Source organism: Rhodoferax sp. GW821-FHT02C08, from assembly GCF_059421805.1.
This window is the reverse complement of record NZ_JBWKVR010000001.1, coordinates 365,857-386,520: the sequence shown is the minus strand read 5'-3', so window position 1 is coordinate 386,520 and position 20,664 is coordinate 365,857. Positions and strand designations below refer to the sequence as shown.

Here is a 20,664-nt window from a genome sequence, read left to right as displayed (position 1 = left end):
GATAGAGGTTCCCATGCTACCCAATACCCCCTCTCGTACAAGCCGCGCAACCTATAGCCTGAAGAATATATATACCAACAGATGGATTCAACTGGGTTTACTGGCATTCTTTTCGATTACCACCACAATTGTGGTGAGAGCAGACGCATCAACCACAATTCCATCGATTGCACTGTCATCCGTACCACTTTATGGAACATCTACGGTTGACAAACCGGTAATTGCGCTTGCATTATCGGTTGAATATCCTACGGTTGGAGCTCAATATGTGGACCAACCTAGCGCAACAACAGATGGAACATATTCCAATACCAATGAATATCTCGGTTACTATGATGCAGAAAGCTGCTACACCTACAACAATGCACCGACTGAAACACCTGCGAGTGGACTGACAAGCGCTGATTACAAGCGTTTTGATCGTAGCGGAGCCGCAACCAATCGACAATGCAGCAATGCATTTAGCGGAAATTTCTTAAATTGGGCGTCCAACTCCGCAATAGATATGCTTCGGCTCGCCCTATCTGGTGGCGACCGTTATATTGACACCCCAAGTTTGACAATTTTACAACGCGCGTACATTCCCAACGGTGATCCCATTTGTATGTGGAATAGCAGCAACTTCCCCGCAAAGCAACTCAAAAGAAATGGTGGCTCAACCATTTATTATGGCGCCGTGCCCACTGCGATGATTAATGAAGCAGCTGGAAGCGACATCTGGATCGCCAACACATTAAATCGAATTTATTTTGGAACCAGTGCCACGGGCTCATGCACAAGCACGGGGGCCTACACCCTAGGTGGAGGGACTTCAAGTCAAATTGGCCCCATTACCTCAGGAACAACCCTTCCTAGCGGCACTACCAACTGCGCGGCCGAAAATGCCAATTGCGCATTCACAGGGACGCAAGAAGTTTGGTATGGAGCCGGCACCACTTGGAAGGTTGCGCCGGCATCCAACGGGGTACTTTGTGCAAACAGTGTTTTTGGTGACCCCATATCAGGCACAGTAAAAACCTGTCGTATACGCAACTATAGTGGCTCATGGACACCAACTGCAGGCAGTCTCAATTCAGATGGTTTCTTCTACAGCCGCGTTCAAGTCTGCAATACTGCATCGAATGTATTACAAGACAACCGCGACTATGGTTTATGCAAAGCATACCCAAATGGGAACTACAAACCCACAGGCTCCATTCAAAAGTACAGTGATCAATTAAGATTAGCAGCATTCGGCTATCTAATGGATCAAACAAACAGTGCATCTGGCGGCAGATATGGCGGGGTTTTAAGAGCGCCCATGAAGTATGTTGGAGCCAAAACATTCGACACACTCGGCCAGGACAACACGCCATCCACAGGGAACCCCAACATTGAATGGGATGCAAGTACTGGTGTTTTTAACACGAATCCAGACGGCGACACAACGCAAACACCAAACATCAGCGGGGTTATAAATTATCTTAATAAATTTGGCCGCACCGGAAGTGTTCCCGGCCGTTACAAAATTTATGACCCAGTGGGCGAACTTCATTATGAAGCTCTACGCTATCTACAAGGCTTACAACCCACAGCTGCCGCCGTGAGCAACATCACGACAGCGATGTATGACGGCTTTCCTGTGGCGACGTCTTGGACCGACCCATATGGTGGAAGTCGCTCCAGCACGGCAGATTACTCATGCCTGAAAAGCAATATCGTCGTAATTGGCGATGTAAATACACATGATGGCAACAACATCCCAACCACCGATGTCAGCGGCAACATTCCAGATATAAATTACTGGACGGGCATTGCTCAAAACTTCGAAAAAGGACTTTCATCAACATACACAGATGGGCAGGGCGTTTCGCGCGGCACAGCAAACCCCAATACCCCTCTAAATGGGAGCCCTCCTGGAAATAGAATTATTGGTGCTTCCTACTGGGCTCATTCTCACGATATTCGAGGAACGGCATGGACGGCCAATACTAGCGCACAGCGCCCCGGACTGCGCGTGAAGACAATGCTTTTTGACGTCAACGAGTATGGCAACTCCAACTCAACAAATTACAGGCAATACAGCAATCAATTTTTCACTGCAGCGAAATACGGTGGGTACCAGGCAGATTCCGCAAACACCACATCCAGTCCATACAACACCTATGGCAACCCATTCAAACAAAATGATGGCACCAATAATAATAATGTATGGCAAGATCCCGCACGCCCTGGTGAAGCCAGTGCATACTACTTACAAAGCAGTGCACGCAGCGTACTCAGCGCATTCGAAAGTATTTTCAGCGCTGCTGCCAGCAAATCAAACAATATTGCAGCCAGTGCCGCTGCCTCCACAAATATAACCTCGTCGGGTAGTCTTCAATATAGAGGATCCTTTGATACGTCGGATTGGAGTGGTGATATTTCAGCTTATCCCATTACCGTAGACGCCTCCAATAATATTTCTGTGGGTACAGTCGTCAGCTGGAGTGCGTCCGCTCAACTCGCTGCAATGACCTCTCCCGTCACCACTAGAAATATCGTAATTGGAGTTCCGGCACCTATTTCTGGTACAACTGCCACGAACTTTACGTGGTCTGCAATAGGTACAGCATTGCAAACCAATTTAAATAAATTGACTCCGGCATCTGTCTCCGATGGATTAGGATCTTCACGCCTTAGTTATCTCAGAGGTGATACGACCAATCAAATTAGCACCACGAATACGGGGGGGCTATTTCGTGCGCGCAGCAGCTTGCTTGGTGACATCATCAATTCCGGCATTCAATACTCAGGAGCACCTACCACCAGCATCGCCTATAGCAGCACATACGCCAGCTTTTATAGTACTTACGCCTCCCGCACTGCGGCCGTTTTCGTAGGAGCAAATGACGGCATGCTGCATGCATTCAATGCCACCAATGGTAATGAATTATTTGCTTATATTCCGAGCTGGATGGGACCCAAGCTTGCAGCATTAACAAGCACCAGCTATAACCAAAACCACCAAAGCTATGTTGATGCAACTCCTGTCGTTGCGGAAGCACAAGTAGGTTCAGATTGGAAGACTGTGCTGGTAGCAGGTACCGGGGCGGGAGGGTCGGGCGTTTTTGCATTGGATGTAACCGATCCCAGCACATTTGACGCCAGCAAGGTTATGTGGGAATTTACCCGTGCCGATGACCCAGAAATAGGCTTTGTCATTGGCACGCCCCAAATCGTCCGCCTGCGAACCAGTGATCCCGGCGCTACTGCGACCTACCGATGGTTTGCTATGGTTGCGAGCGGCGTAAACAATTACGTGCCAGATAGTTCTGGCCGGTATAGCACAACTGGGCAGCCCGCTCTATTTCTGCTAGCACTAGATAAACCCGCGGCTACCGCCTGGACATCTACAGGTACGACCCCAAACTACTACAAAATTTCTCTGCCTACAGATAGCACGCTAAGCGCAAACAATCCAACTGGACTGATTAACTTCACAACAGTTTTCGGCTCCGCTGGAGAATTAACCCAAGTATATTTGGGTGATTTACATGGGAAGCTATGGAAACTAAATTTCAGCAGCTATGGATCATCCAATTGGAATATCAACAAGCTATCTGCATATAACAAAGGGACCACAGCAGCCCCCAATCCTTATCCTCTATTTATCGCACAAACAGCATCTGCGGCTGTACAACCCATATCCATGGCGCCAATGGTAAAGGCAGGTCCATCCGTCAACCAGGTCAGCACAAACTACATCGCCTTCGCGACAGGAAAATACTTAGAAAATAGCGATAAAACCTCTACGCTGCAAAATTCCATATATTCCATATTTGATAATGGATCTACAGCTGCTGACAGTAGCCCAGCGGGTAGTAGCGTCATTTCAGGTCGCGGCCGATTAATAGCGGGTACCATTAGTCAATCGGCAGGAACGATAACAGTGCCGTCATTTACTTGGGGGCGAGCGACAAGTAACACAGATGCGTCTCAGCGTTCCGGTTGGTATGCAGACTTCGCCAGTTCAGGAGAGCGAGGAATCAGCAACGGCCTGGTGAATGGCAACAGCCTACTGTTCTCCACACTAATACCGGCGAGTACTGGTACAGCTGGATCTTGTGCTGCCAGTGGCGGTAGCGGTAATCTTTACATAGTGGACCTCTTTAGTGGAGCAGGCACAATTACGACATCCACCGTAGGGCTTCCCGGAACGCCATTTCTGGCCACAGGGGAATACAGTAGTACCGTGTCTAGCATTACCTACCCCAGCGTAAGTGACTCCACAGGACGACGTATAAGGCGGACCACAAAGACCGTGGTGCAATCTGGCACCAAGGGCTCCAGCACCGCCGTAACGACGACAACGTCGATGACTACAGGTCGTCTAAGTTGGCGACAAATCAACAACTACCTTGCTTTAAAGAATGCGCCATGACCCAGAAAAATGAAAGCGGCTTTACGCTGATGGAGCTGATGATCGTAGTGGCAATCATCGGCATACTGGCAGCCATTGTTTACCCTTCGTATACCGATTCAGTACTCAAAGGTAAGCGAGCCCAAGCCAGAACTGCGTTACTGGACCTGCTGCAACAACAAGAACGTTATATGACGCAGAAGAACTGCTACTTGGCGTTTTCCAATAGCAGCGGAACAGTCACAGCCATAGCGTCTGCCTCCGGCCTGCCTTGTGGAACGACCAGCAGCTCAGCTGTGCCGTTCAAAACCTTCTCTGGGGATTCTGCAGCCAACACTGCCTATCAATTGACCGCCAGTAGCTGTCCTGCACCCGTTTCCGGCGGGACAGTCCCCACCATCCAAGAATGTGTTCAAGTAACTGCAACGCCAGTAAAGGCCGACCCATTGGTTGCCAATCTCAGCATTACCAGTACTGGGGTCAAAACCTGTACAGGAACCGCGAGCAGCACCAACTTCAGTCTCTGTTGGCCATGAACACTAAAAATCTCCGAAACAGGGGGTTCACCTTAATAGAGCTCATGGTGACGCTGATCATCACAGCTCTATTAATGATGGTGGGCGTCCCCAGCATGGTGGCATTCAAGCGTAACTCCGAGCTCACCTCAGCAACAAGTACTTTGTATGCGGCGATTGCAGCAGCCCGCGGCGAAGCGATGAAAAGAGGCATGTATGCATCCATCGTCCCAGTCAGCAACGGATCGAACTGGGCAAGTGGTTGGATCGTCTTCCTCGATGCGAATCAAAATGGTGTCTACGATTCCAGCGCGGACACCATTGTGTTGCAACAACCTGCAATGCAAAGCTATATCAACGTAACTGGAAATAACACAGCCACAGGAACCACGCCCTACATCATGTTTGACGGGTCTGGCTATTCAAAAAATAAATCGGGCGGATTTGGAGCTTTGTCGTTGCAGCTCGTGCGTAATGATGTGTCTGGAACAAATCTCTATGCACAAACACGTTACATCAAGATAGCCAGAACTGGTCGTGCCCGCATATGCACTCCAGCCAGCAGCTCAGACACCACCTGCACAGACCTCACCAGCAATGATTGAAATATAAACACAGGACATGCAAGATGACACATCACACATGGCTCTTGCCCTTGCACTTGCCCAAAACGCATTAAGTATCAGCCCCCCCAACCCCAGGGTCGGCTGCGTCATTACCACCCCCGATGGACAGCTGCTTGGCCAAGGCCACACCCAGCGTGTTGGTGGCCCACATGCCGAAGTCATGGCCTTGCGTGACGCAGCGGCCCAAAGTCACAGCGTAGAAGGCGCCACGGCCTATGTCACCCTGGAACCTTGCTCTCACCAAGGCCGCACCGGCCCGTGTTGCGATGCCTTGGTGAAGGCGGGCATCCGCAAAGTAGTTGCGTCTCTTGCCGACCCCAACCCCCTGGTAGCAGGCAATGGTTTTGCACGCCTGCGCGCTGCCGGGGTTGAGGTGGAAGTGGGTCCGGGGGCAGAGGAGGCGCGCGAACTCAATCTGGGATTTTTCAGCCGCATGGTGCGAAAAACCCCATGGGTGCGCATGAAAGTGGCCACATCGCTAGATGGCCGCACCGCGCTATCGAATGGTGAAAGCCAGTGGATCACTTCCGCGGCTGCACGTGCAGACGGGCATGCCTCGCGGGCACGCGCCTGCGCCGTCTTGACCGGCATTGGCACTGTGTTGAAAGACAACCCATGTCTCGATGCGCGCCTGGTAGACACGCCGCGCCAGCCCCATGTGGTGGTGGTGGACAGTCGAATGGACACACCGCCAGACGCTAGTATTTTTATAGCTGGTCGCGCAGTATATATCTGCGCCAGCGTCGAAAATGAAGCCAAAAAATCAGCCTTGGAAGCTGCGGGCGCCACCGTGCTCCATCTACCCGGCGCACACGGCAAAGTCGATTTAACAGCCATGCTGCGTGAACTGGCGCGGCGGGAAATCAACGAAGTCCATGTGGAAGCTGGCCAAACGCTGAACGGCGCCTTGGTGCAGGCTGGTTTGGTGGACGAATTCCTGGTCTACATGGCGCCTAAACTGATCGGCCCGGGCATGGATATGGCACAACTCAGCCCGCTGGCGCATCTGCAGGACGCGCTCACCCTGGACTTCACATCCGTCAGCCAGGTCGGCCCGGATATCCGCATTGCCGCGCGCGTTCAGGGCCGCGACCAGTTCTGAAGAATTTCAAGGCGCGCAGGGCTTGCGACCAAACCCTGCGAAAATAGCGGGATGTTTACCGGAATCATCACCGGCGTCGGGCGCATCGTCGCCGTGCACGACCTGGGTAGCTCTTCTTCGTACGGCAAGCGTCTCACCCTGCAGACGCCCGCCGGGTATCTGGACGACGTGGGCTTGGGCGACAGCATCGCGCTCAATGGCGCATGTATGACTGCCACCACGCTCGACACGGGCCAGAACCAATTCACCATCGACATCTCGGCCGAGTCGCTAACCAAAACCACTGGTTTGGACCAGCCAGGCCCGGTCAACCTGGAAAAGGCTTTGCGGGCTCATGACAGGCTGGGCGGGCATATTGTGTCCGGTCACGTGGATGGAATTGGCAGCGTTAGGCAATTCACCCAGGTGGGTGAAAGCTGGTTGCTGCAGATACTGGCGCCGCGCAGCCTGGCCAAATACCTGGCCTACAAGGGCTCCATCACGGTCAATGGCGTCAGTCTGACGGTGAACCAGATCAATGACACGGCCGACGGCTGCGAGATGGATATAAACCTGATACCGCACACCGTGGACAACACGGCTCTGGGCCAGTTGAAAGCAGGTTCTCACGTGAATCTGGAAATAGATTTGATCGCGCGTTACGTGGAGCGCATGCTCCAGGCTGACCCACAGCAACCTTTGAAAGCCCAGCTATGACAGCACCCGTGCCGGTCGCTATTTCCCCGGTGGAAGACATCGTCGCCGACATCCGTGCCGGCCGCATGGTGATATTGGTCGACGAAGAAGACCGCGAAAACGAAGGCGACATTATTATTGCAGCCGACCACGTGACGGCGGACGCCATCAACTTCATGGCCCGCCATGCACGCGGACTGATCTGCCTGACCCTGTCGCGTGAGATCTGCGAACGCCTGCAACTGCCCCCCATGGTGGCCCACAACGGTACCAAGCAAGGCACAGCGTTCACCGTGTCGATTGAAGCCGCCGAAGGCGTCAGTACCGGCATCTCTGCTGCCGACCGTGCCCGCACCGTTCAAGCTGCCGTAGCCCGCAATGCCACAGCAAAAGACCTGGTACAGCCCGGCCATATATTCCCCTTGCAAGCGGTAGACGGCGGCGTGTTGATGCGCGCCGGCCATACCGAAGCGGGCTGCGACCTATCCGTAATGGCGGGCTGCAGCCCGGCATCGGTGATCTGCGAAGTGATGAACGACGACGGCACCATGGCGCGCCTGCCCGATCTGCAAATCTTTGCCGCCGTACACGGTCTCAAGATTGGCACGATTGCCGACCTGATCGAATACCGCAGCCGCAATGAATCGCTGATTGAAAAAATTGGCAGCCGCACGATCGAGACGACTTTTGGCAGCTTTACCGCCCATGCGTTTCGCGACAAACCCAGCCAGGGCGTGCACCTAGCTTTAGTCAAAGGCACATGGACAGCCGACACCACCGTCCCGGTACGGGTCCACGAGCCGTTGTCCGTACTGGATGCGCTGGAAATCAACCGTAGCCTGCACTCCTGGAGCCTGGACGCCAGCCTGCGCCATATCGAAGCCGAGGGCCAGGGCGTAGCCGTCTTGCTCAATTGCGGCGAGAGTGCGACCGAGCTGCTGGCACAGTTTGAAGGCACGGCCCGCCCCGCCCAGGCGCCCGAGCGTGGCCGGATGGACCTGCGCACCTACGGCGTGGGCGCGCAGATACTACTGGCCTGCGGAGTGCACAAGATGGAACTGATGGGCGCACCCCGTCGCATGCCCAGCATGGCGGGCTATGGCCTGGAAACCACCGGCTACCTCTCGCCCCAAAATAACAACAAGGAATCAACATGCTGAACGCCGACCAAGGAGCACTGAGCTCCGACGATACCCGCTTGGATGGCAGCAAGCTGCGTATTGCCATCGTGCAGGCACGCTTCAATGAAAGCATCACCAACGCCCTCACAGAAGCCTGCAAGAGCGAGCTGCAGACATTGGGTGTCCTACCCGACAACATCGACCACGTGCAGGTTCCGGGCGCACTGGAAGTTGCACTGGCACTGCAGGCCCTGGCAGAAACCGAGCAATACGACGCCCTGGTCGCCCTGGGCTGCATCATCCGCGGTGAAACCTACCACTTCGAACTGGTGGCCAACGAATCCGGCAGCGCCGTCACCCGCATTGGGTTGGACTACCAAATCCCGATTGCCAACGCAATCATCACCACCGAAAACCTGGCGCAAGCCGTGGCCCGCCAAACCGACAAGGGCCGCGATGCCGCCCGCGTCGCAGTGGAAATGGCCAGACTGTTGGAACAATTGGCATGAACATCCCTGAAACCCCGTCCACCCCCAAGCGCCCTCGCCAATCCCGTAGCGGCCTGACCGATACCGGAGTACGCAAAGCCGCCGCCAAATCTGACCGCAGCCGGGCCCGCGAGTTTGCCTTGCAGGCGCTGTACCAACACCTTGTTGGTGGCAACGCTCCCGAAGCCATCGACAGCTTTACCCGCGACCTGGCCGGCTTTCACAAAGCCGACTCGGTGCATTACGACGCACTGCTGCATGGCTGCATAGCGCAATCCGCTGAGCTAGACGCGCTGATCGTGCCCTTGCTGGACCGCAAGCTGGAAGAAATCTCGCCGGTCGAACGCTCCGTGATGTGGATTGGCGTGTACGAGATGCGTAATTGCCTAGACGTGCCGTGGCGCGTGGTGCTAAACGAGTGCATCGAGCTGGCCAAGGAGTTTGGCGGCACCGACGGCCACAAGTACGTGAACGGCATTTTGAACAGCCTGGCGCCCCAGCTGCGGGCCGCCGAAGTGCAGGCCGACAAGGCCGGCAAAGTTGGCAAAACCAACACCGACTAAGGCGCCCGGCATGCGGATTTCCCGGCGGGCGTTGGCCATAGAGCCGTTTTATGTCATGGAGGTAGCCAAAGCCGCCTCTGAGCTGGCCCAAAAAGTGGCCCACACCGACCGGCCCATGGTGTTCTTGAATATCGGCGAGCCCGATTTCACCGCACCGCCGCTAGTGCAGGAAGCGGCGGCCCAGGCCGTGCGCAATGGCACAACCCAGTACACCCAGGCCACCGGCCTGCAAGCCCTGCGCGAGCGCATCAGCGCCTGGTACGCAAGCCGCTTTGGTGTGCAGGTGCCGGCCAGCCGCATCGTGGTCACGGCGGGTGCCTCAGCCGCCTTGCAATTGGCCTGCCTGGCGCTGATAGACGCAGGTGACGAAATCCTGATGCCGGACCCCAGCTACCCCTGCAACCGGCATTTCGTGTCCGCGGCAGATGGCAAGGCCGTGCTGCTGCCCACTACCGCAGCCGACCGCTACCAATTAAGTGCCGACCAGGTGGCCGCCGCGTGGACCGACAAGACCCGCGGCGTGCTGCTGGCCTCCCCCTCCAACCCCACGGGTACGTCTATAGACCCTGAGGAATTGCGCCGCATCCACAGCGTGGTCCAAGAACGCGGGGGTATCACCCTGGTGGATGAAATCTATCTGGGTCTCAGCCATGACGCGCGCTTTGGCCAGACCGCGCTGGCGCTGGACGACCAGGTCATCAGCATCAACAGCTTCAGCAAATACTTCAACATGACCGGCTGGCGCCTGGGCTGGCTGGTGATACCTGAAGCGCTGGTGCCGGTGGTGGAGCGCATTGCGCAAAACCTGTTCATCTGTCCCAGCACCGTGGCACAGCATGCAGCGCTGGCCTGCTTTGAAGACGCCAGCATTGCCGAGTTTGAGCGCCGCCGTGCTGAATTCAAGGCACGGCGTGACTACTTTATTCCAGCACTCAACGCGCTCGGATTTTTAGTACCCGAAATGCCCGATGGCGCTTTTTATGCCTGGGCAGACTGCTCTCAAATTTGCAGCAAGCTAGGCATCAAGGACAGCTGGGATCTGGCGTTTGAAATCATGCACCGCGCCCATGTGGCAGTGACACCCGGGCGCGATTTCGGTAGCGCAGACACGCACCGCTTTCTGCGTTTTTCCACCGCCAGCTCCATGGACAACCTGCACACTGCCATCGCGCGGCTGCGCGAAATGTTGAATTAACGATGGAGAAGAACATCTTTACCTTTCCTATACGTGTCTATTGGGAAGACACAGACGCAGGTGGCATAGTCTTCTTTGCCAACTACCTGAAGTTCTTTGAACGCGCACGCACCGAGTGGTTGCGCGCTCTGGGCCTGGAGCAGCGCAACCTGAGGGAGACCCATGGTGGCATGTTTGTGGTGGCCGAAACCACCGTCAAATACCTGCGCTCGGCCCGGCTGGACGACCAACTTTTGGTAACAGCCCGTGTGGAACAAATTGGCCGATCCACTATCACATTGCAGCAAGAAGCCATTTGTGACGGCGTGGTGCTGTGTGAGGGCAGCATCCGCATCTGCTGGGTGGAGGCTGACACGCTTAAATCCGGCCGCATCCCGGCCCATCTTTTAGAAGTTCTGCAATGACACAAGACTTGTCCATCTGGACCATGGTTCTCAACGCCAGCATCGTGGTGCAGCTGGTCATGCTGCTGCTGGTCAGCATATCGATCGCCAGCTGGGCAGCCATCTTCCGCAAGCTGTTTGCCCTGGGCAAGGTCAAGGCACTGAACGAGTCCTTCGAACGCGATTTCTGGTCTGGCACCAGCCTGAATGATCTGTACACCGGCGCGGCCAAGAAGGCACAGGATGGAGGCCCCATGGAGCGCATATTCGCCAGCGGCATGCGCGAGTACCACAAGCTGCGCGAGCGCCGCATTGCCGATGCAGGGACCCTGATGGACGGCGCACGCCGCGCCATGCGCGCCAGCTTCCAACGTGAGATGGACGTGATCGAGTCCAGCCTGTCGTTTCTGGCATCCGTCGGTTCGGTGTCGCCCTATGTAGGCCTGTTCGGCACAGTATGGGGCATCATGCATGCCTTCACCGGCTTGGCCAGCATGCAGCAGGTCACCTTGGCCACGGTGGCGCCCGGCATCGCCGAAGCCCTGGTGGCCACCGCCATTGGCCTGTTCTCGGCCATACCGGCAGTGGTGGCCTACAACCGCTTTGCACGCGACATCGATCGCACCGCCAACAGCCTGGAGACATTTATTGAAGAGTTCTCCAATATCTTGCAGCGCAATGTAGCGGCGCAAACGCCCGCACCCCGCTAAAGGAGCCGCGCACATGCCTTCCATGGTTTCCCGCGGCCGCGGACGGCGCACCATCAATGAGATCAATATGGTGCCCTTCATTGACGTGATGCTGGTGCTGCTGATAATTTTCATGGTCACTGCCCCCATGGTGACGCCCAGCTTGATCAACCTGCCCAGCATTGGCAAAGCCAATAAGCAACCTGACCGGGTGATCCAGATCGTCATCAACAAGGACGAATCTCTGGAGCTGAAGCAGGCCAGCGGCAACAGCAGCCACCTTACCAGTCGCGATGTGGCCAGCGCCGTCAAAACTGCACAGGATGGCGAGGCGAACACGCCCGTGGTCATCAGTGCCGACCGCAACGTCAAGTACGAGTCGGTCGTGAAAATCATGGACACCCTGCAGAAGGCTGGCATCCAGCGCGTCGGCCTGTCCGTCCAATTGGGCAAATAAGCCCCATGCACGCAGCACAGGACAGCATCAGCTTCGCGCCGCCCGAACCGCCGGGCATGCTGCGGGCGGTTGGCCTGGCACTGCTGGCACATGCCCTGCTGCTGCTGGCACTGGTTTGGAATGTGCACTGGAAGCAGACCGAAGTGGCCTCGGTGGAAGCCGAGCTCTGGTCCAGCAGCGTGCAGCAGGCCGCGCCCAAAGCGGTCGAGGAAGCCCCCGCCCCCCCACCGCCGCCGACGCCCGCACCAGAACCTACGCCCCCTCCTCCTGTGGCCAAGGTAGTGCCGCCACCCGCGCCGGATCTGCACGAAGCCGAGATTGCGCTGGAACGCGCCAAGAAAAAGCGCGAAGCTGAAAAACAAGCCCAGGCAGAGCAAGACCGGCAGGAAAAAGCCTTGCGCGAAAAAGCCAAGCTCGAAAAAGAAAAGCAAGATGCACTGAAGGCCCAGAAAGAGCAAAAGGCCCAAGAGGCTGCGGACAAGAAACGCGCCGAAGAAAAGCAGGCCGAAGACAAGCGCATCAAAGATAAAAAAGCCGCCCAGGAAAAACAAGCCCAGGAAGCCCAGGAAGCACAGAAGGAAGAGGCCCAAAAGGCCAAGGCGCAGGCGGATGCCAAAGCTGCTGCAGCACAACGCGCAGAAAACCTGAAGCGCATCGCTGGTATGGCAGGGGCCACCGGCGCGGCCAATGCCACCGGCTCGGCACTGCGGTCCACCGCACCATCCGCCGGCTATGGTGGCAAGGTGGCGGCCAAGGTTAAAGCAAATATCGTCTTTCCCGACGGAGTGGACAACAACCCTGTAGCGGAAGTAGAAGTGCGCTCCTCGTCCGACGGCAGCATCCTCAGCCGCCGTCTGACCAAGTCCAGTGGCAACAAGAACTGGGACGACGCCGTGCTCAAGGCCATCGACAAGACAGAAACCATGCCCCGCGACACCGACGGAACCGTTCCGTCAACAATGATCCTCACCTTACGCCCCAAAGACTGATCTGCAAGGACCTAGATGGACTACGTTTTCACGCCCCCTGCCATTGTGTCTGTGCCGGTTGTCGGCCAAACCGCCCGCTTCCCCGTACACCGCGTTTACTGCGTGGGCCGCAACTATGCAGAGCACGCCAAGGAAATGGGCTTCACAGGCCGCGAGCCCCCCTTCTTTTTCATCAAACCCGCCAGCGCCGTGCTGGCGGTTGAAGCTGGTCAGATCGGCACTATGGACTATCCCAGCCTCACCAGCAACCTGCACCATGAAATCGAGCTGGTCGTGGCCATCGGCAAAGGCGGCAAGAACATTGCCGCAGCAGACGCGCACCAGCATATCTACGGCTACGCGGTCGGTCTGGATATGACCCGCCGTGACCTGCAGAACGAAATGAAGAAACAGGGCCGCCCCTGGTGCATAGGCAAGGCCTTTGAGCAATCGGCACCTATTGGTCCCATCACCCCCTTGGCCCAGGCGGGTGACGCAGAACATGCCGAGATCTATCTGCAGGTGAACGGGCAGGACCGACAACGCAGCAACTTGACCCAACTCATCTGGAACCTGGCGGAAACCATCGAATCCCTTTCTACCGCGTGGGAGCTGCAGCCCGGTGACCTGATCTACTCCGGCACGCCCGAAGGTGTGGCGACCGTCGTGGCCGGTGACACCTTGGTGGGCGGCGTAGGCAGCCTGACACCCTTATCGCTGCGCATTGTGTAAAAGCTAGCCACTACACTGGCGACATGATTTACCGCAGCCCCATCAAACACTGCAAAAACTGCGGCACTGCGGTGGTCTACCGCATCCCTGACGACGGCGACACCAAAGAACGCGCGGTCTGCCCTGCCTGCCAAACCATCCACTATGAAAACCCGCTGAACGTGGTCGGCACCGTGCCACACTGGGGTGACAAGGTGCTGCTGTGCAAGCGCAATATCGAACCGCGATTTGGCAAATGGACGCTGCCCGCAGGCTTCATGGAGCTGGGTGAAAGCACATCCGATGGAGCTGCCCGCGAAACCCAGGAAGAAGCTGGCGCCCAATTCGAGATGGAAGAGTTGTTCACCGTGATGAGCGTCATCCACGTGGGGCAAGTACATATGTACTACCGGGCACGCCTGTTGAGCGAGGTATTCAACCCGGGCTTCGAAACCCAGGAGGCCCGGTTATTTACCGAGTCTGAGATTCCCTGGGACGAAATCGCCTTTCGCACCGTGGCCCACACGTTGAAGCACTATTTCGCGGACCGACGCACGGGGCAGTTTGGCCTGCACCACGCCAGCCTGGACTAAGCTTTGAACTCCCAGTTGCGCTTGGCACCCAACACCGCGTCTGGGTAAGGCGCCCGGCCACGCGAGCCGTTGTAGCGGCCCAGACCCATGAACAGGTCGCCGCCTTCACGGTCCAGGTAGTGGCGCAGGATCACGCAGCCAAAGCGCAAATTGGTCTGCATGTGGAATAGCTTGTCGGCATCACCGTCGCCCAGTACGCGGGTCCAGAACGGCATCACCTGGGTATAGCCACGGGCGCCCACGCTGCTGATGGCAAATTTGCGGAAATTGCTTTCCACCTGGATCAGGCCCAGCACCAGGGCGGTGTCCAGCCCGGCACGCTTGCTCTCGTACCACACGGTTTCCAGGAACTCCTTGCGCACCTGCCACTCGGGCTTTTTAGCCCGCAACTTGTCGCTCATCGCGGCAAGCCAACGCAAGTAGGCCAGGCGCGATTCGGTGTTGGAAAACTCGGGTACCGGCGGTGCCGCGTTGTGGACCGCCGAGCTCAAGGCCGTGCGCACAGAGTCGGCCAGTGGTTCCTCAACCTGGCCACCTGCATGCGAAAGCTCCACTTTTGATAGCAGCCCCAGCATAGCAGCTGTACGCAAGACCGCATTTCTTCTAGTGAAACCTGGTATCTCCACAGTATCAAGCTCCTGTTGCAAGTCCCAGCTTTGTTTGCATGAAAGTGAATATGTCCGCAGCTGCCACCTTGGTCGCAGCGGCATCACGGCGGTGCTGGTATTCCACCTGTCCGTCTTTCAGCACCTTGTCACCCACGGTAACGCGGTGCGGCACACCAATCAACTCCCAATCGGCAAACATGGCGCCAGGGCGTTCACCCCGGTCGTCCAGGATTACGTCCACACCCGCTGCCAGCAGCTCGCCATACAGCTTGTCTGCAGCCGCCTTGACGTCGGGGCTGCGGTCCGGGCTGATCGGGCACACCACCACGGTGAAAGGTGCCAAAGCATCCGGCCAAATGATGCCGCGCGTGTCGTGATTTTGCTCAATCGCCGCGGCCGGCAAACGCGTAATACCGATGCCGTAGCAGCCCATTTCCATGAATTGCGGCTTGCCGTTCACGTCCAGAAAGGTCGCATTCATGGCCTGGCTGTACTTGGTGCCCAGGTAGAACACGTGGCCGATCTCAATGCCACGCTCGATGGCCAACACCCCTTTGCCGTCGGGCGACAGATCGCCTTCGACGATATTGCGCAGATCGGCGATCACGTCCGGCTCCGGCAAGTCACGGCCCCAGTTCACACCGGTGTAGTGAAAGTCGGCCTCGTTGGCGCCGCACACCCAGTCCGACATGACCGCCACCTCGCGATCCACCACCAGCTTGACGGGCAGCTTCACACCCACAGGCCCCAGATAACCCGGCAGGCTGGCGAAATGCGCGTCGATTTCCTCAATGGTCGCAAAGCGGAAACCTGCGTCCAGGCCAGGCACCTTGCCGACCTTGATTTCATTCATGGAGTGGTCGCCACGCAATAACAGCAGCCAGACCTTGGTCTTTACGATGTCCCCTTTTTCGTTGGTTACTTCGGTAGCCAACACCAGGGACTTGACCGAGTTTTGCAAAGGCAGGTTCAAATACTCAGCCACATCCGCGCAGGTGCTCTTGCCGGGTGTGGCCGTCTTGACCATGGCTTGGCTCGCAGCCTTACGCTCGACCTGGGGTGGCAAGGCCTCGGCCTTTTCCATATTGGCCGCGTAGTCGCTGGACGGGCAGTACACGATGGCGTCTTCGCCGGTTGCCGCAATAACCTGGAACTCTTCGCTCAAGTCACCACCGATGGCTCCGCTGTCTGCCGCCACCGCACGGTAGGTCAGGCCAAAGCGGTCGAAAATCTTGCGGTAGGCCTGGGCCATAACCTGGTAGCTGGCCTTGGCGCCCGCCTGGTCGCGGTCGAAGCTGTACGCGTCCTTCATGGTGAACTCGCGACCACGCATGAGGCCGAAGCGTGGACGACGCTCATCACGGAACTTGGTCTGGATCTGGTACAGATTCTTCGGCAACTGCTTGTAGCTGCGGAACTCCTGGCGAGCGATGTCAGTAACCACTTCCTCGCTGGTAGGCTGCACCACGTAGTCGCGATCATGGCGGTCCTTGATGCGCAGCAATTCGGGGCCCATCTTGTCGAAGCGTCCGGTCTCCTGCCACAACTCAGCCGGCTGCACCACCGGCATCGCGACTTCGATGGCGCCGGCGCGGTTCATTTCCTCACGTACGATGGCCTCTACCTTGCGGATGACGCGCAGACCCATGGGCATATAGCTGTAGATGCCAGCGCCCAACTTTTTGATCATGCCCGCCCGCGTCATGAGCTGGTGGCTGACCACCTCGGCATCGGATGGCGCTTCTTTGAGCGTGGAAATCAGGAACTGGGAGGCTTTCATGGGGTGAATTCGGTTCTGAGGTTCGGGAAACGGGCTGACTCGCTTGATACACAGGCCACGCTGTGCATAATGGACTCAGTTTAAAAATTGGGGTTTGATTATGCTTGACCGCGAAGGCTTTAGGCCTAACGTCGGCATCATCTTGCTCAACCAGAGAAATCAGGTATTTTGGGGCAAACGCATTCGTACCCATTCCTGGCAGTTTCCGCAAGGTGGCATTGACCGTGGTGAAACGCCCGAGCAAGCCATGTTCCGGGAGCTGCACGAGGAAGTAGGCTTACATCCTGAGCATGTACGCGTTGTGGCCCGCACCCGTGACTGGTTGCGCTACGAGGTGCCTGACCGCTTCATCCGCAGGGATGCACGCGGTCATTACAAAGGCCAGAAACAAATCTGGTATCTGCTGCAGTTGGTTGGTCACGACTGGGATTTGAACCTGCGCGCTACCACCCATCCCGAGTTCGATGCCTGGCGTTGGAACGACTATTGGGTGCCCCTGGACGTAGTGGTCGAGTTCAAACGTGGCGTTTACGAAATGGCGCTGACCGAACTGGCGCGTTTTCTACCCCGGCAGCAAGACCATCGCAACCGCTACCTGCGCAGCAGCATGCGTGGCCGCGAAGGTGAACAGGTCGAAGCGCCTTGTGAGATGCCCTCCAGGCCGCTGCACTTTGAACTGCCGCCGGGCGCCACCTTCGAGCCTGATCCGCACCACAGTTACCCTGCGGGTAACCACCTCATCTAAGCAATAGACGAATCTGGGCTGCCCTAGCGGGCCAGCACCAGGTTGTCGCGGTGCACCATTTCAGGTTCAGCCACATAGCCCAGCAAGCTCTCGAATTCGCTGGATGGTTTGCGGCAAATCAGCCGGGCTTCAGTGCTGGCATAGTTGGCCAAACCGCGAGCGATGGCGGTGCCGTCCGGGCCGCGGATGGCAATCACGTCGCCACGAGAGAAATCACCATCCACCTGGGTCATGCCGATAGGCAGCAGGCTCTTGCCTTCATCCCGGACCTTCGCTGCCGCGCCCAGATCTACCGTCACCGCACCGCGCAGCTGCAGATGGTCGGCCATCCACTGCTTGCGCGCCTGGGTTTTTTGGGTTTGCGCCACCAGCAAAGTGCCAATCGCTTCGCCGCGCGACAAGCGCACCAGTGCATCGGACTCTCGCCCCCAGGCAATCACAGTGGAAGCACCAGAGCCGGCGGCGCGCTTGGCCGCCAATATTTTGGTGATCATGCCGCCACGGCCAATGCTGGAGCCCGCGCCACCCGCCATCGCTTCCAAAGCAGGATCGCCCGCCTGGGCTTCGTGGACAAAGCGCGCCGCAGGATCTTTGCGTGGATCGGCGGTATACAGACCCTTTTGGTCCGTCAGTATGACCAGGGCATCCGCTTCCACCAGGTTCGCCACTAAGGCGCCCAGGGTATCGTTGTCACCGAACTTGATCTCGTCGTTGACCACCGTGTCGTTTTCATTGATCACCGGCACCACCCCATGCTGCAGCAGGGTAAGCAGCGTGGATCGGGCGTTCAAGTAGCGCTCACGGTCAGCTAGATCGGCGTGGGTCAACAGCACCTGGGCACTACCCAAGCCGTTTTCACGCAGCTTGGTTTCATACATCTGGGCCAAGCCCATCTGACCCACAGCTGCCGCAGCCTGCAAAGCATGCACCTCGCGGGGCCGGGTAGTCCAACCCAGACGCTTCATACCCTCGGCAATGGCGCCACTGGACACCATGATGACTTCACGCGGACGCAGCTGCGCTTGGCCATCTGATTGCGGGTCCAAACCCTTCACCAAGGCCGCCAGCTGCCGGCACCATTCGCCTATGGCCTGTTCATCCAGTCCCCGGCCCTCGTTGGTGACCAGACTGGAACCCACTTTGACGACGATGCGCCGCGCATCCCGCAATACCGTTGAAGCAAAGTTTGATGTCATTTATGCCTGTAGCGCAGATATTCTCTGCGGCAATAGCTATTATTTATATAGCAACCATCTGGTAGCTATTCGCCAGCAGCATCCGCGGGATTGACGGCAAATCGAGGATCCACCTCTACATGCACCTGCTCAGCCAATTGCTGGGCTTTCACATGCTGGTAAATCGCCTTGACCAAGGGCTCGCAACCCTCGCGCGTCAAACCGGAAATTTCAAACACCGGGCCTTTGAATTTAAAGCGTTTAACGAAATCCTTGACCAAGGCTGCACGCTTGTCGTTGTCCACCATGTCCAGCTTGTTGAGAACCAACCAGCGCGGCTTTTTATACAAATCTTCGTCGTATTTCTTCAACTCGCCCACGATGGCCTTGGCCTGCGCTACGGGATCAACGGAATCATCAAATGGCGCCATATCAACAACATGCAGCAACAAGCGGGTGCGCTGCAAATGGCGCAAGAACAGATGCCCCAGACCCGCACCGTCGGAAGCGCCTTCGATCAGGCCAGGCAAATCTGCCACCACAAAACTTTGCTCCGGCCCCACACGCACCACACCCAGATTGGGGTGCAAGGTCGTAAAGGGATAGTCCGCAATACGCGGACGGGCATTGGAGATCGCCGTAATAAAGGTGGACTTGCCTGCGTTGGGCATGCCCAACAGGCCGACGTCAGCCAGCACCCGCAACTCCAGCTTCAGGCTGCGCTTTTCGCCTGGCCAGCCAGGTGTTTTTTGGCGTGGTGCACGGTTAACCGCACTTTTGAAGCGCATATTGCCAAAACCGCCATCGCCGCCCTTGGCGATGGTGATGACCTCACCGGGCACCAGCAACTCAAACAGCTTTTCACCCGTTTCGGCATCGGAAATGATGGTTCCGACCGGCATCTTGAGCGTGATGTCATCACCGGCGGCCCCGAACATGTCGGAGCCCATGCCATGCTCGCCCCGCTTGGCGTCGTAGCGCCGGGAAAAACGGAAGTCGACCAAGGTATTCAAATTAACGTCTGCCACAGCAAACACATGGCCGCCACGGCCGCCATCGCCGCCATTGGGGCCGCCGAATTCCTTGTATTTCTCGTGACGAAACGACACGCAACCCGCCCCACCATCGCCTGCGGAAATGTCAATAAATGCTTCGTCAACGAACTTCATACCGACTCCAGTTCACAAAATAGAATCCCCAAAACACCGAAGCCCCGACCAGGCGGGGCTTCGGAGGGATCAAAGCGATCTATGCAACCAGGGCTTTAGGCCGCTGGCGTAATGACCACTTGGTGCTTGTTCATCGAACCCTTGACAGCGAAAGACACGTGGCCGTCCACCAGGGCAAACAAGGTGTGGTCCTTGCCCACGCCGACATTGGTACCGGGGTGGAATTTGGTACCACGTTGGCGAACAATGATGGAGCCTGCGCTCACCAGTTCACCACCGAACGCCTTGACACCAAGCATTTTTGGCTTGGAATCGCGCCCATTTCGCGTAGAGCCGCCGCCTTTTTTCTGTGCCATGACCTATGCCCCTTATGCCGCAATAGCGCCGATTTGCAGTTCGGTGAACTGCTGACGGTGCCCTTGACGTTTCATGTAGTGTTTACGACGGCGCATTTTGAAAATGCCGACCTTGTCGTGCTTACCATGCGCCACAACCGTGACTGTGACCGTTGCGCCGGACACCAAGGGCGTGCCAACCTTGATCTCGCTGCCGTTACCGACTGCCAGAACCTGGTCGAACACGATCTCTTGGCCTACGTCCGCAGCAATCTGTTCTACTTTAATTTTTTCGCCGGAAGCAACACGATATTGTTTGCCGCCGGTTTTTATGACCGCGTACATGCTTGACCTCTTCACTTAATCTGCAGACCAATTTCCACAG

The 20,664-nt window shown here is 56.9% G+C and carries 22 protein-coding genes; 16 read left to right on the top strand and 6 right to left on the bottom strand.

The annotated features are described in order from the left end of the window. Positions 1-13: 13 nt before the first annotated feature. The 15 genes from AC07VY_RS01775 to AC07VY_RS01705 are packed head-to-tail and all read left to right on the top strand — an operon-like array spanning position 14 to position 14,467. Entirely contained in the window at positions 14-4,402 is a 4,389-nt protein-coding gene (locus AC07VY_RS01775; protein WP_495095819.1) for a pilus assembly protein, read from the top strand. Next, positions 4,399-4,917 (top strand): type IV pilin protein, encoded by a 519-nt coding sequence (locus tag AC07VY_RS01770; protein ID WP_495095820.1) that lies wholly within the window; start codon positions 4,399-4,401, stop codon positions 4,915-4,917. Before AC07VY_RS01775 ends, AC07VY_RS01770 begins: the two co-directional genes overlap by 4 nt. Next, positions 4,914-5,501 (top strand): GspH/FimT family pseudopilin, encoded by a 588-nt coding sequence (locus AC07VY_RS01765; protein WP_495095821.1) that lies wholly within the window; start codon positions 4,914-4,916, stop codon positions 5,499-5,501. The genes AC07VY_RS01770 and AC07VY_RS01765 overlap by 4 nt, the downstream gene beginning before the upstream one ends. A gap of 37 nt (positions 5,502-5,538) precedes the next feature. Continuing rightward, on the top strand, positions 5,539-6,624 hold the full coding sequence (gene ribD / locus AC07VY_RS01760) for a bifunctional diaminohydroxyphosphoribosylaminopyrimidine deaminase/5-amino-6-(5-phosphoribosylamino)uracil reductase RibD (protein ID WP_495095822.1): 1,086 nt from the start codon (positions 5,539-5,541) through the stop codon (positions 6,622-6,624). Between the two features lie 51 nt (positions 6,625-6,675). Beyond that, positions 6,676-7,320 carry a riboflavin synthase gene (locus AC07VY_RS01755; RefSeq protein ID WP_495075005.1) on the top strand — a complete coding sequence of 215 codons (645 nt, stop codon included), beginning with the start codon at positions 6,676-6,678 and terminating at the stop codon, positions 7,318-7,320. Further along, positions 7,317-8,459, top strand: a complete 1,143-nt coding sequence (ribBA, locus tag AC07VY_RS01750) for a bifunctional 3,4-dihydroxy-2-butanone-4-phosphate synthase/GTP cyclohydrolase II (RefSeq protein ID WP_495095823.1) — start codon at positions 7,317-7,319, stop codon at positions 8,457-8,459. Before AC07VY_RS01755 ends, ribBA begins: the two co-directional genes overlap by 4 nt. Then, positions 8,453-8,929 (top strand): 6,7-dimethyl-8-ribityllumazine synthase, encoded by a 477-nt coding sequence (gene ribH / locus AC07VY_RS01745; protein ID WP_495095824.1) that lies wholly within the window; start codon positions 8,453-8,455, stop codon positions 8,927-8,929. Before ribBA ends, ribH begins: the two co-directional genes overlap by 7 nt. Further along, the gene (gene nusB / locus AC07VY_RS01740) at positions 8,926-9,471 is read left to right on the top strand and encodes a transcription antitermination factor NusB (protein WP_495075008.1); all 546 of its coding nucleotides are present in this window, start codon (positions 8,926-8,928) and stop codon (positions 9,469-9,471) included. Before ribH ends, nusB begins: the two co-directional genes overlap by 4 nt. A gap of 10 nt (positions 9,472-9,481) precedes the next feature. Beyond that, complete coding sequence (locus tag AC07VY_RS01735; protein WP_495095825.1) at positions 9,482-10,666, top strand: pyridoxal phosphate-dependent aminotransferase; 1,185 nt, start codon at positions 9,482-9,484, stop codon at positions 10,664-10,666. A gap of 2 nt (positions 10,667-10,668) precedes the next feature. Then, on the top strand, positions 10,669-11,070 hold the full coding sequence (ybgC, locus tag AC07VY_RS01730; protein ID WP_495075010.1) for a tol-pal system-associated acyl-CoA thioesterase: 402 nt from the start codon (positions 10,669-10,671) through the stop codon (positions 11,068-11,070). Beyond that, positions 11,067-11,759 (top strand): protein TolQ, encoded by a 693-nt coding sequence (gene tolQ, locus AC07VY_RS01725; RefSeq protein WP_495075011.1) that lies wholly within the window; start codon positions 11,067-11,069, stop codon positions 11,757-11,759. The genes ybgC and tolQ overlap by 4 nt, the downstream gene beginning before the upstream one ends. A gap of 13 nt (positions 11,760-11,772) precedes the next feature. Continuing rightward, positions 11,773-12,195 carry a protein TolR gene (tolR, locus tag AC07VY_RS01720; RefSeq protein WP_495075012.1) on the top strand — a complete coding sequence of 141 codons (423 nt, stop codon included), beginning with the start codon at positions 11,773-11,775 and terminating at the stop codon, positions 12,193-12,195. A 5-nt stretch (positions 12,196-12,200) separates the two neighbouring features. After that, positions 12,201-13,184, top strand: coding sequence for a cell envelope integrity protein TolA (gene tolA, locus AC07VY_RS01715; RefSeq protein WP_495075013.1), 984 nt, complete (start codon positions 12,201-12,203; stop codon positions 13,182-13,184). Positions 13,185-13,199: 15 nt separating this feature from the next. Then, the gene (locus AC07VY_RS01710) at positions 13,200-13,895 is read left to right on the top strand and encodes a fumarylacetoacetate hydrolase family protein (RefSeq protein WP_495095826.1); all 696 of its coding nucleotides are present in this window, start codon (positions 13,200-13,202) and stop codon (positions 13,893-13,895) included. A gap of 23 nt (positions 13,896-13,918) precedes the next feature. Then, a complete protein-coding gene (locus tag AC07VY_RS01705) occupies positions 13,919-14,467 on the top strand; it encodes an NUDIX hydrolase (RefSeq protein WP_495095827.1) in 549 nt (182 codons plus the stop codon). Here AC07VY_RS01705 and AC07VY_RS01700 read toward each other — a convergent pair. Both AC07VY_RS01700 and AC07VY_RS01695 read right to left on the bottom strand, forming a co-directional pair. Continuing rightward, positions 14,464-15,042, bottom strand: coding sequence for a lytic transglycosylase domain-containing protein (locus tag AC07VY_RS01700; protein WP_495075093.1), 579 nt, complete (start codon positions 15,040-15,042; stop codon positions 14,464-14,466). The genes AC07VY_RS01705 and AC07VY_RS01700 overlap by 4 nt on opposite strands. A 55-nt stretch (positions 15,043-15,097) precedes the next feature. After that, positions 15,098-16,855 (bottom strand): proline--tRNA ligase, encoded by a 1,758-nt coding sequence (locus AC07VY_RS01695; protein WP_495095828.1) that lies wholly within the window; start codon positions 16,853-16,855, stop codon positions 15,098-15,100. A gap of 100 nt (positions 16,856-16,955) precedes the next feature. Between AC07VY_RS01695 and AC07VY_RS01690 the strand changes: the two genes are divergently transcribed. Beyond that, a complete protein-coding gene (locus tag AC07VY_RS01690; protein WP_495075017.1) occupies positions 16,956-17,600 on the top strand; it encodes an RNA pyrophosphohydrolase in 645 nt (214 codons plus the stop codon). A gap of 23 nt (positions 17,601-17,623) precedes the next feature. On the opposite strand, the gene proB is transcribed toward AC07VY_RS01690, so the two are convergent. From proB to rplU, 4 genes are all read right to left on the bottom strand, one after another. After that, positions 17,624-18,796, bottom strand: coding sequence for a glutamate 5-kinase (gene proB, locus AC07VY_RS01685; protein ID WP_495095829.1), 1,173 nt, complete (start codon positions 18,794-18,796; stop codon positions 17,624-17,626). Between the two features lie 65 nt (positions 18,797-18,861). Next, complete coding sequence (cgtA, locus tag AC07VY_RS01680; protein ID WP_495095830.1) at positions 18,862-19,944, bottom strand: Obg family GTPase CgtA; 1,083 nt, start codon at positions 19,942-19,944, stop codon at positions 18,862-18,864. Positions 19,945-20,039: 95 nt separating this feature from the next. Continuing rightward, positions 20,040-20,300 (bottom strand): 50S ribosomal protein L27, encoded by a 261-nt coding sequence (rpmA, locus tag AC07VY_RS01675; protein WP_490592743.1) that lies wholly within the window; start codon positions 20,298-20,300, stop codon positions 20,040-20,042. Positions 20,301-20,312: 12 nt separating this feature from the next. Next, positions 20,313-20,624: a 50S ribosomal protein L21 gene (gene rplU / locus AC07VY_RS01670; protein WP_092756606.1), complete on the bottom strand. Its 312-nt coding sequence runs from the start codon at positions 20,622-20,624 to the stop codon at positions 20,313-20,315. Between the last annotated feature and the right edge of the window lie 40 nt (positions 20,625-20,664).

Bases quoted from the DNA above. Each gene is read 5' to 3' on its own strand.
- AC07VY_RS01695 (WP_495095828.1), bottom strand. From the start codon at position 16,855: ATGAAAGCCTCCCAGTTCCTGATTTCCACGCTCAAAGAAGCGCCATCC.
- AC07VY_RS01700 (WP_495075093.1), bottom strand. From the start codon at position 15,042: ATGCTGGGGCTGCTATCAAAAGTGGAGCTTTCGCATGCAGGTGGCCAG.
- tolR (WP_495075012.1), top strand. From the start codon at position 11,773: ATGCCTTCCATGGTTTCCCGCGGCCGCGGACGGCGCACCATCAATGAG.
- rpmA (WP_490592743.1), bottom strand. From the start codon at position 20,300: ATGGCACAGAAAAAAGGCGGCGGCTCTACGCGAAATGGGCGCGATTCC.
- proB (WP_495095829.1), bottom strand. From the start codon at position 18,796: ATGACATCAAACTTTGCTTCAACGGTATTGCGGGATGCGCGGCGCATC.
- AC07VY_RS01710 (WP_495095826.1), top strand. From the start codon at position 13,200: ATGGACTACGTTTTCACGCCCCCTGCCATTGTGTCTGTGCCGGTTGTC.
- ybgC (WP_495075010.1), top strand. From the start codon at position 10,669: ATGGAGAAGAACATCTTTACCTTTCCTATACGTGTCTATTGGGAAGAC.
- AC07VY_RS01705 (WP_495095827.1), top strand. From the start codon at position 13,919: ATGATTTACCGCAGCCCCATCAAACACTGCAAAAACTGCGGCACTGCG.
- AC07VY_RS01765 (WP_495095821.1), top strand. From the start codon at position 4,914: ATGAACACTAAAAATCTCCGAAACAGGGGGTTCACCTTAATAGAGCTC.
- AC07VY_RS01690 (WP_495075017.1), top strand. From the start codon at position 16,956: ATGCTTGACCGCGAAGGCTTTAGGCCTAACGTCGGCATCATCTTGCTC.
- AC07VY_RS01770 (WP_495095820.1), top strand. From the start codon at position 4,399: ATGACCCAGAAAAATGAAAGCGGCTTTACGCTGATGGAGCTGATGATC.
- tolQ (WP_495075011.1), top strand. From the start codon at position 11,067: ATGACACAAGACTTGTCCATCTGGACCATGGTTCTCAACGCCAGCATC.
- cgtA (WP_495095830.1), bottom strand. From the start codon at position 19,944: ATGAAGTTCGTTGACGAAGCATTTATTGACATTTCCGCAGGCGATGGT.
- nusB (WP_495075008.1), top strand. From the start codon at position 8,926: ATGAACATCCCTGAAACCCCGTCCACCCCCAAGCGCCCTCGCCAATCC.
- ribH (WP_495095824.1), top strand. From the start codon at position 8,453: ATGCTGAACGCCGACCAAGGAGCACTGAGCTCCGACGATACCCGCTTG.
- rplU (WP_092756606.1), bottom strand. From the start codon at position 20,624: ATGTACGCGGTCATAAAAACCGGCGGCAAACAATATCGTGTTGCTTCC.
- ribBA (WP_495095823.1), top strand. From the start codon at position 7,317: ATGACAGCACCCGTGCCGGTCGCTATTTCCCCGGTGGAAGACATCGTC.
- tolA (WP_495075013.1), top strand. From the start codon at position 12,201: ATGCACGCAGCACAGGACAGCATCAGCTTCGCGCCGCCCGAACCGCCG.
- AC07VY_RS01735 (WP_495095825.1), top strand. From the start codon at position 9,482: ATGCGGATTTCCCGGCGGGCGTTGGCCATAGAGCCGTTTTATGTCATG.
- ribD (WP_495095822.1), top strand. From the start codon at position 5,539: ATGGCTCTTGCCCTTGCACTTGCCCAAAACGCATTAAGTATCAGCCCC.
- AC07VY_RS01775 (WP_495095819.1), top strand. From the start codon at position 14: ATGCTACCCAATACCCCCTCTCGTACAAGCCGCGCAACCTATAGCCTG.
- AC07VY_RS01755 (WP_495075005.1), top strand. From the start codon at position 6,676: ATGTTTACCGGAATCATCACCGGCGTCGGGCGCATCGTCGCCGTGCAC.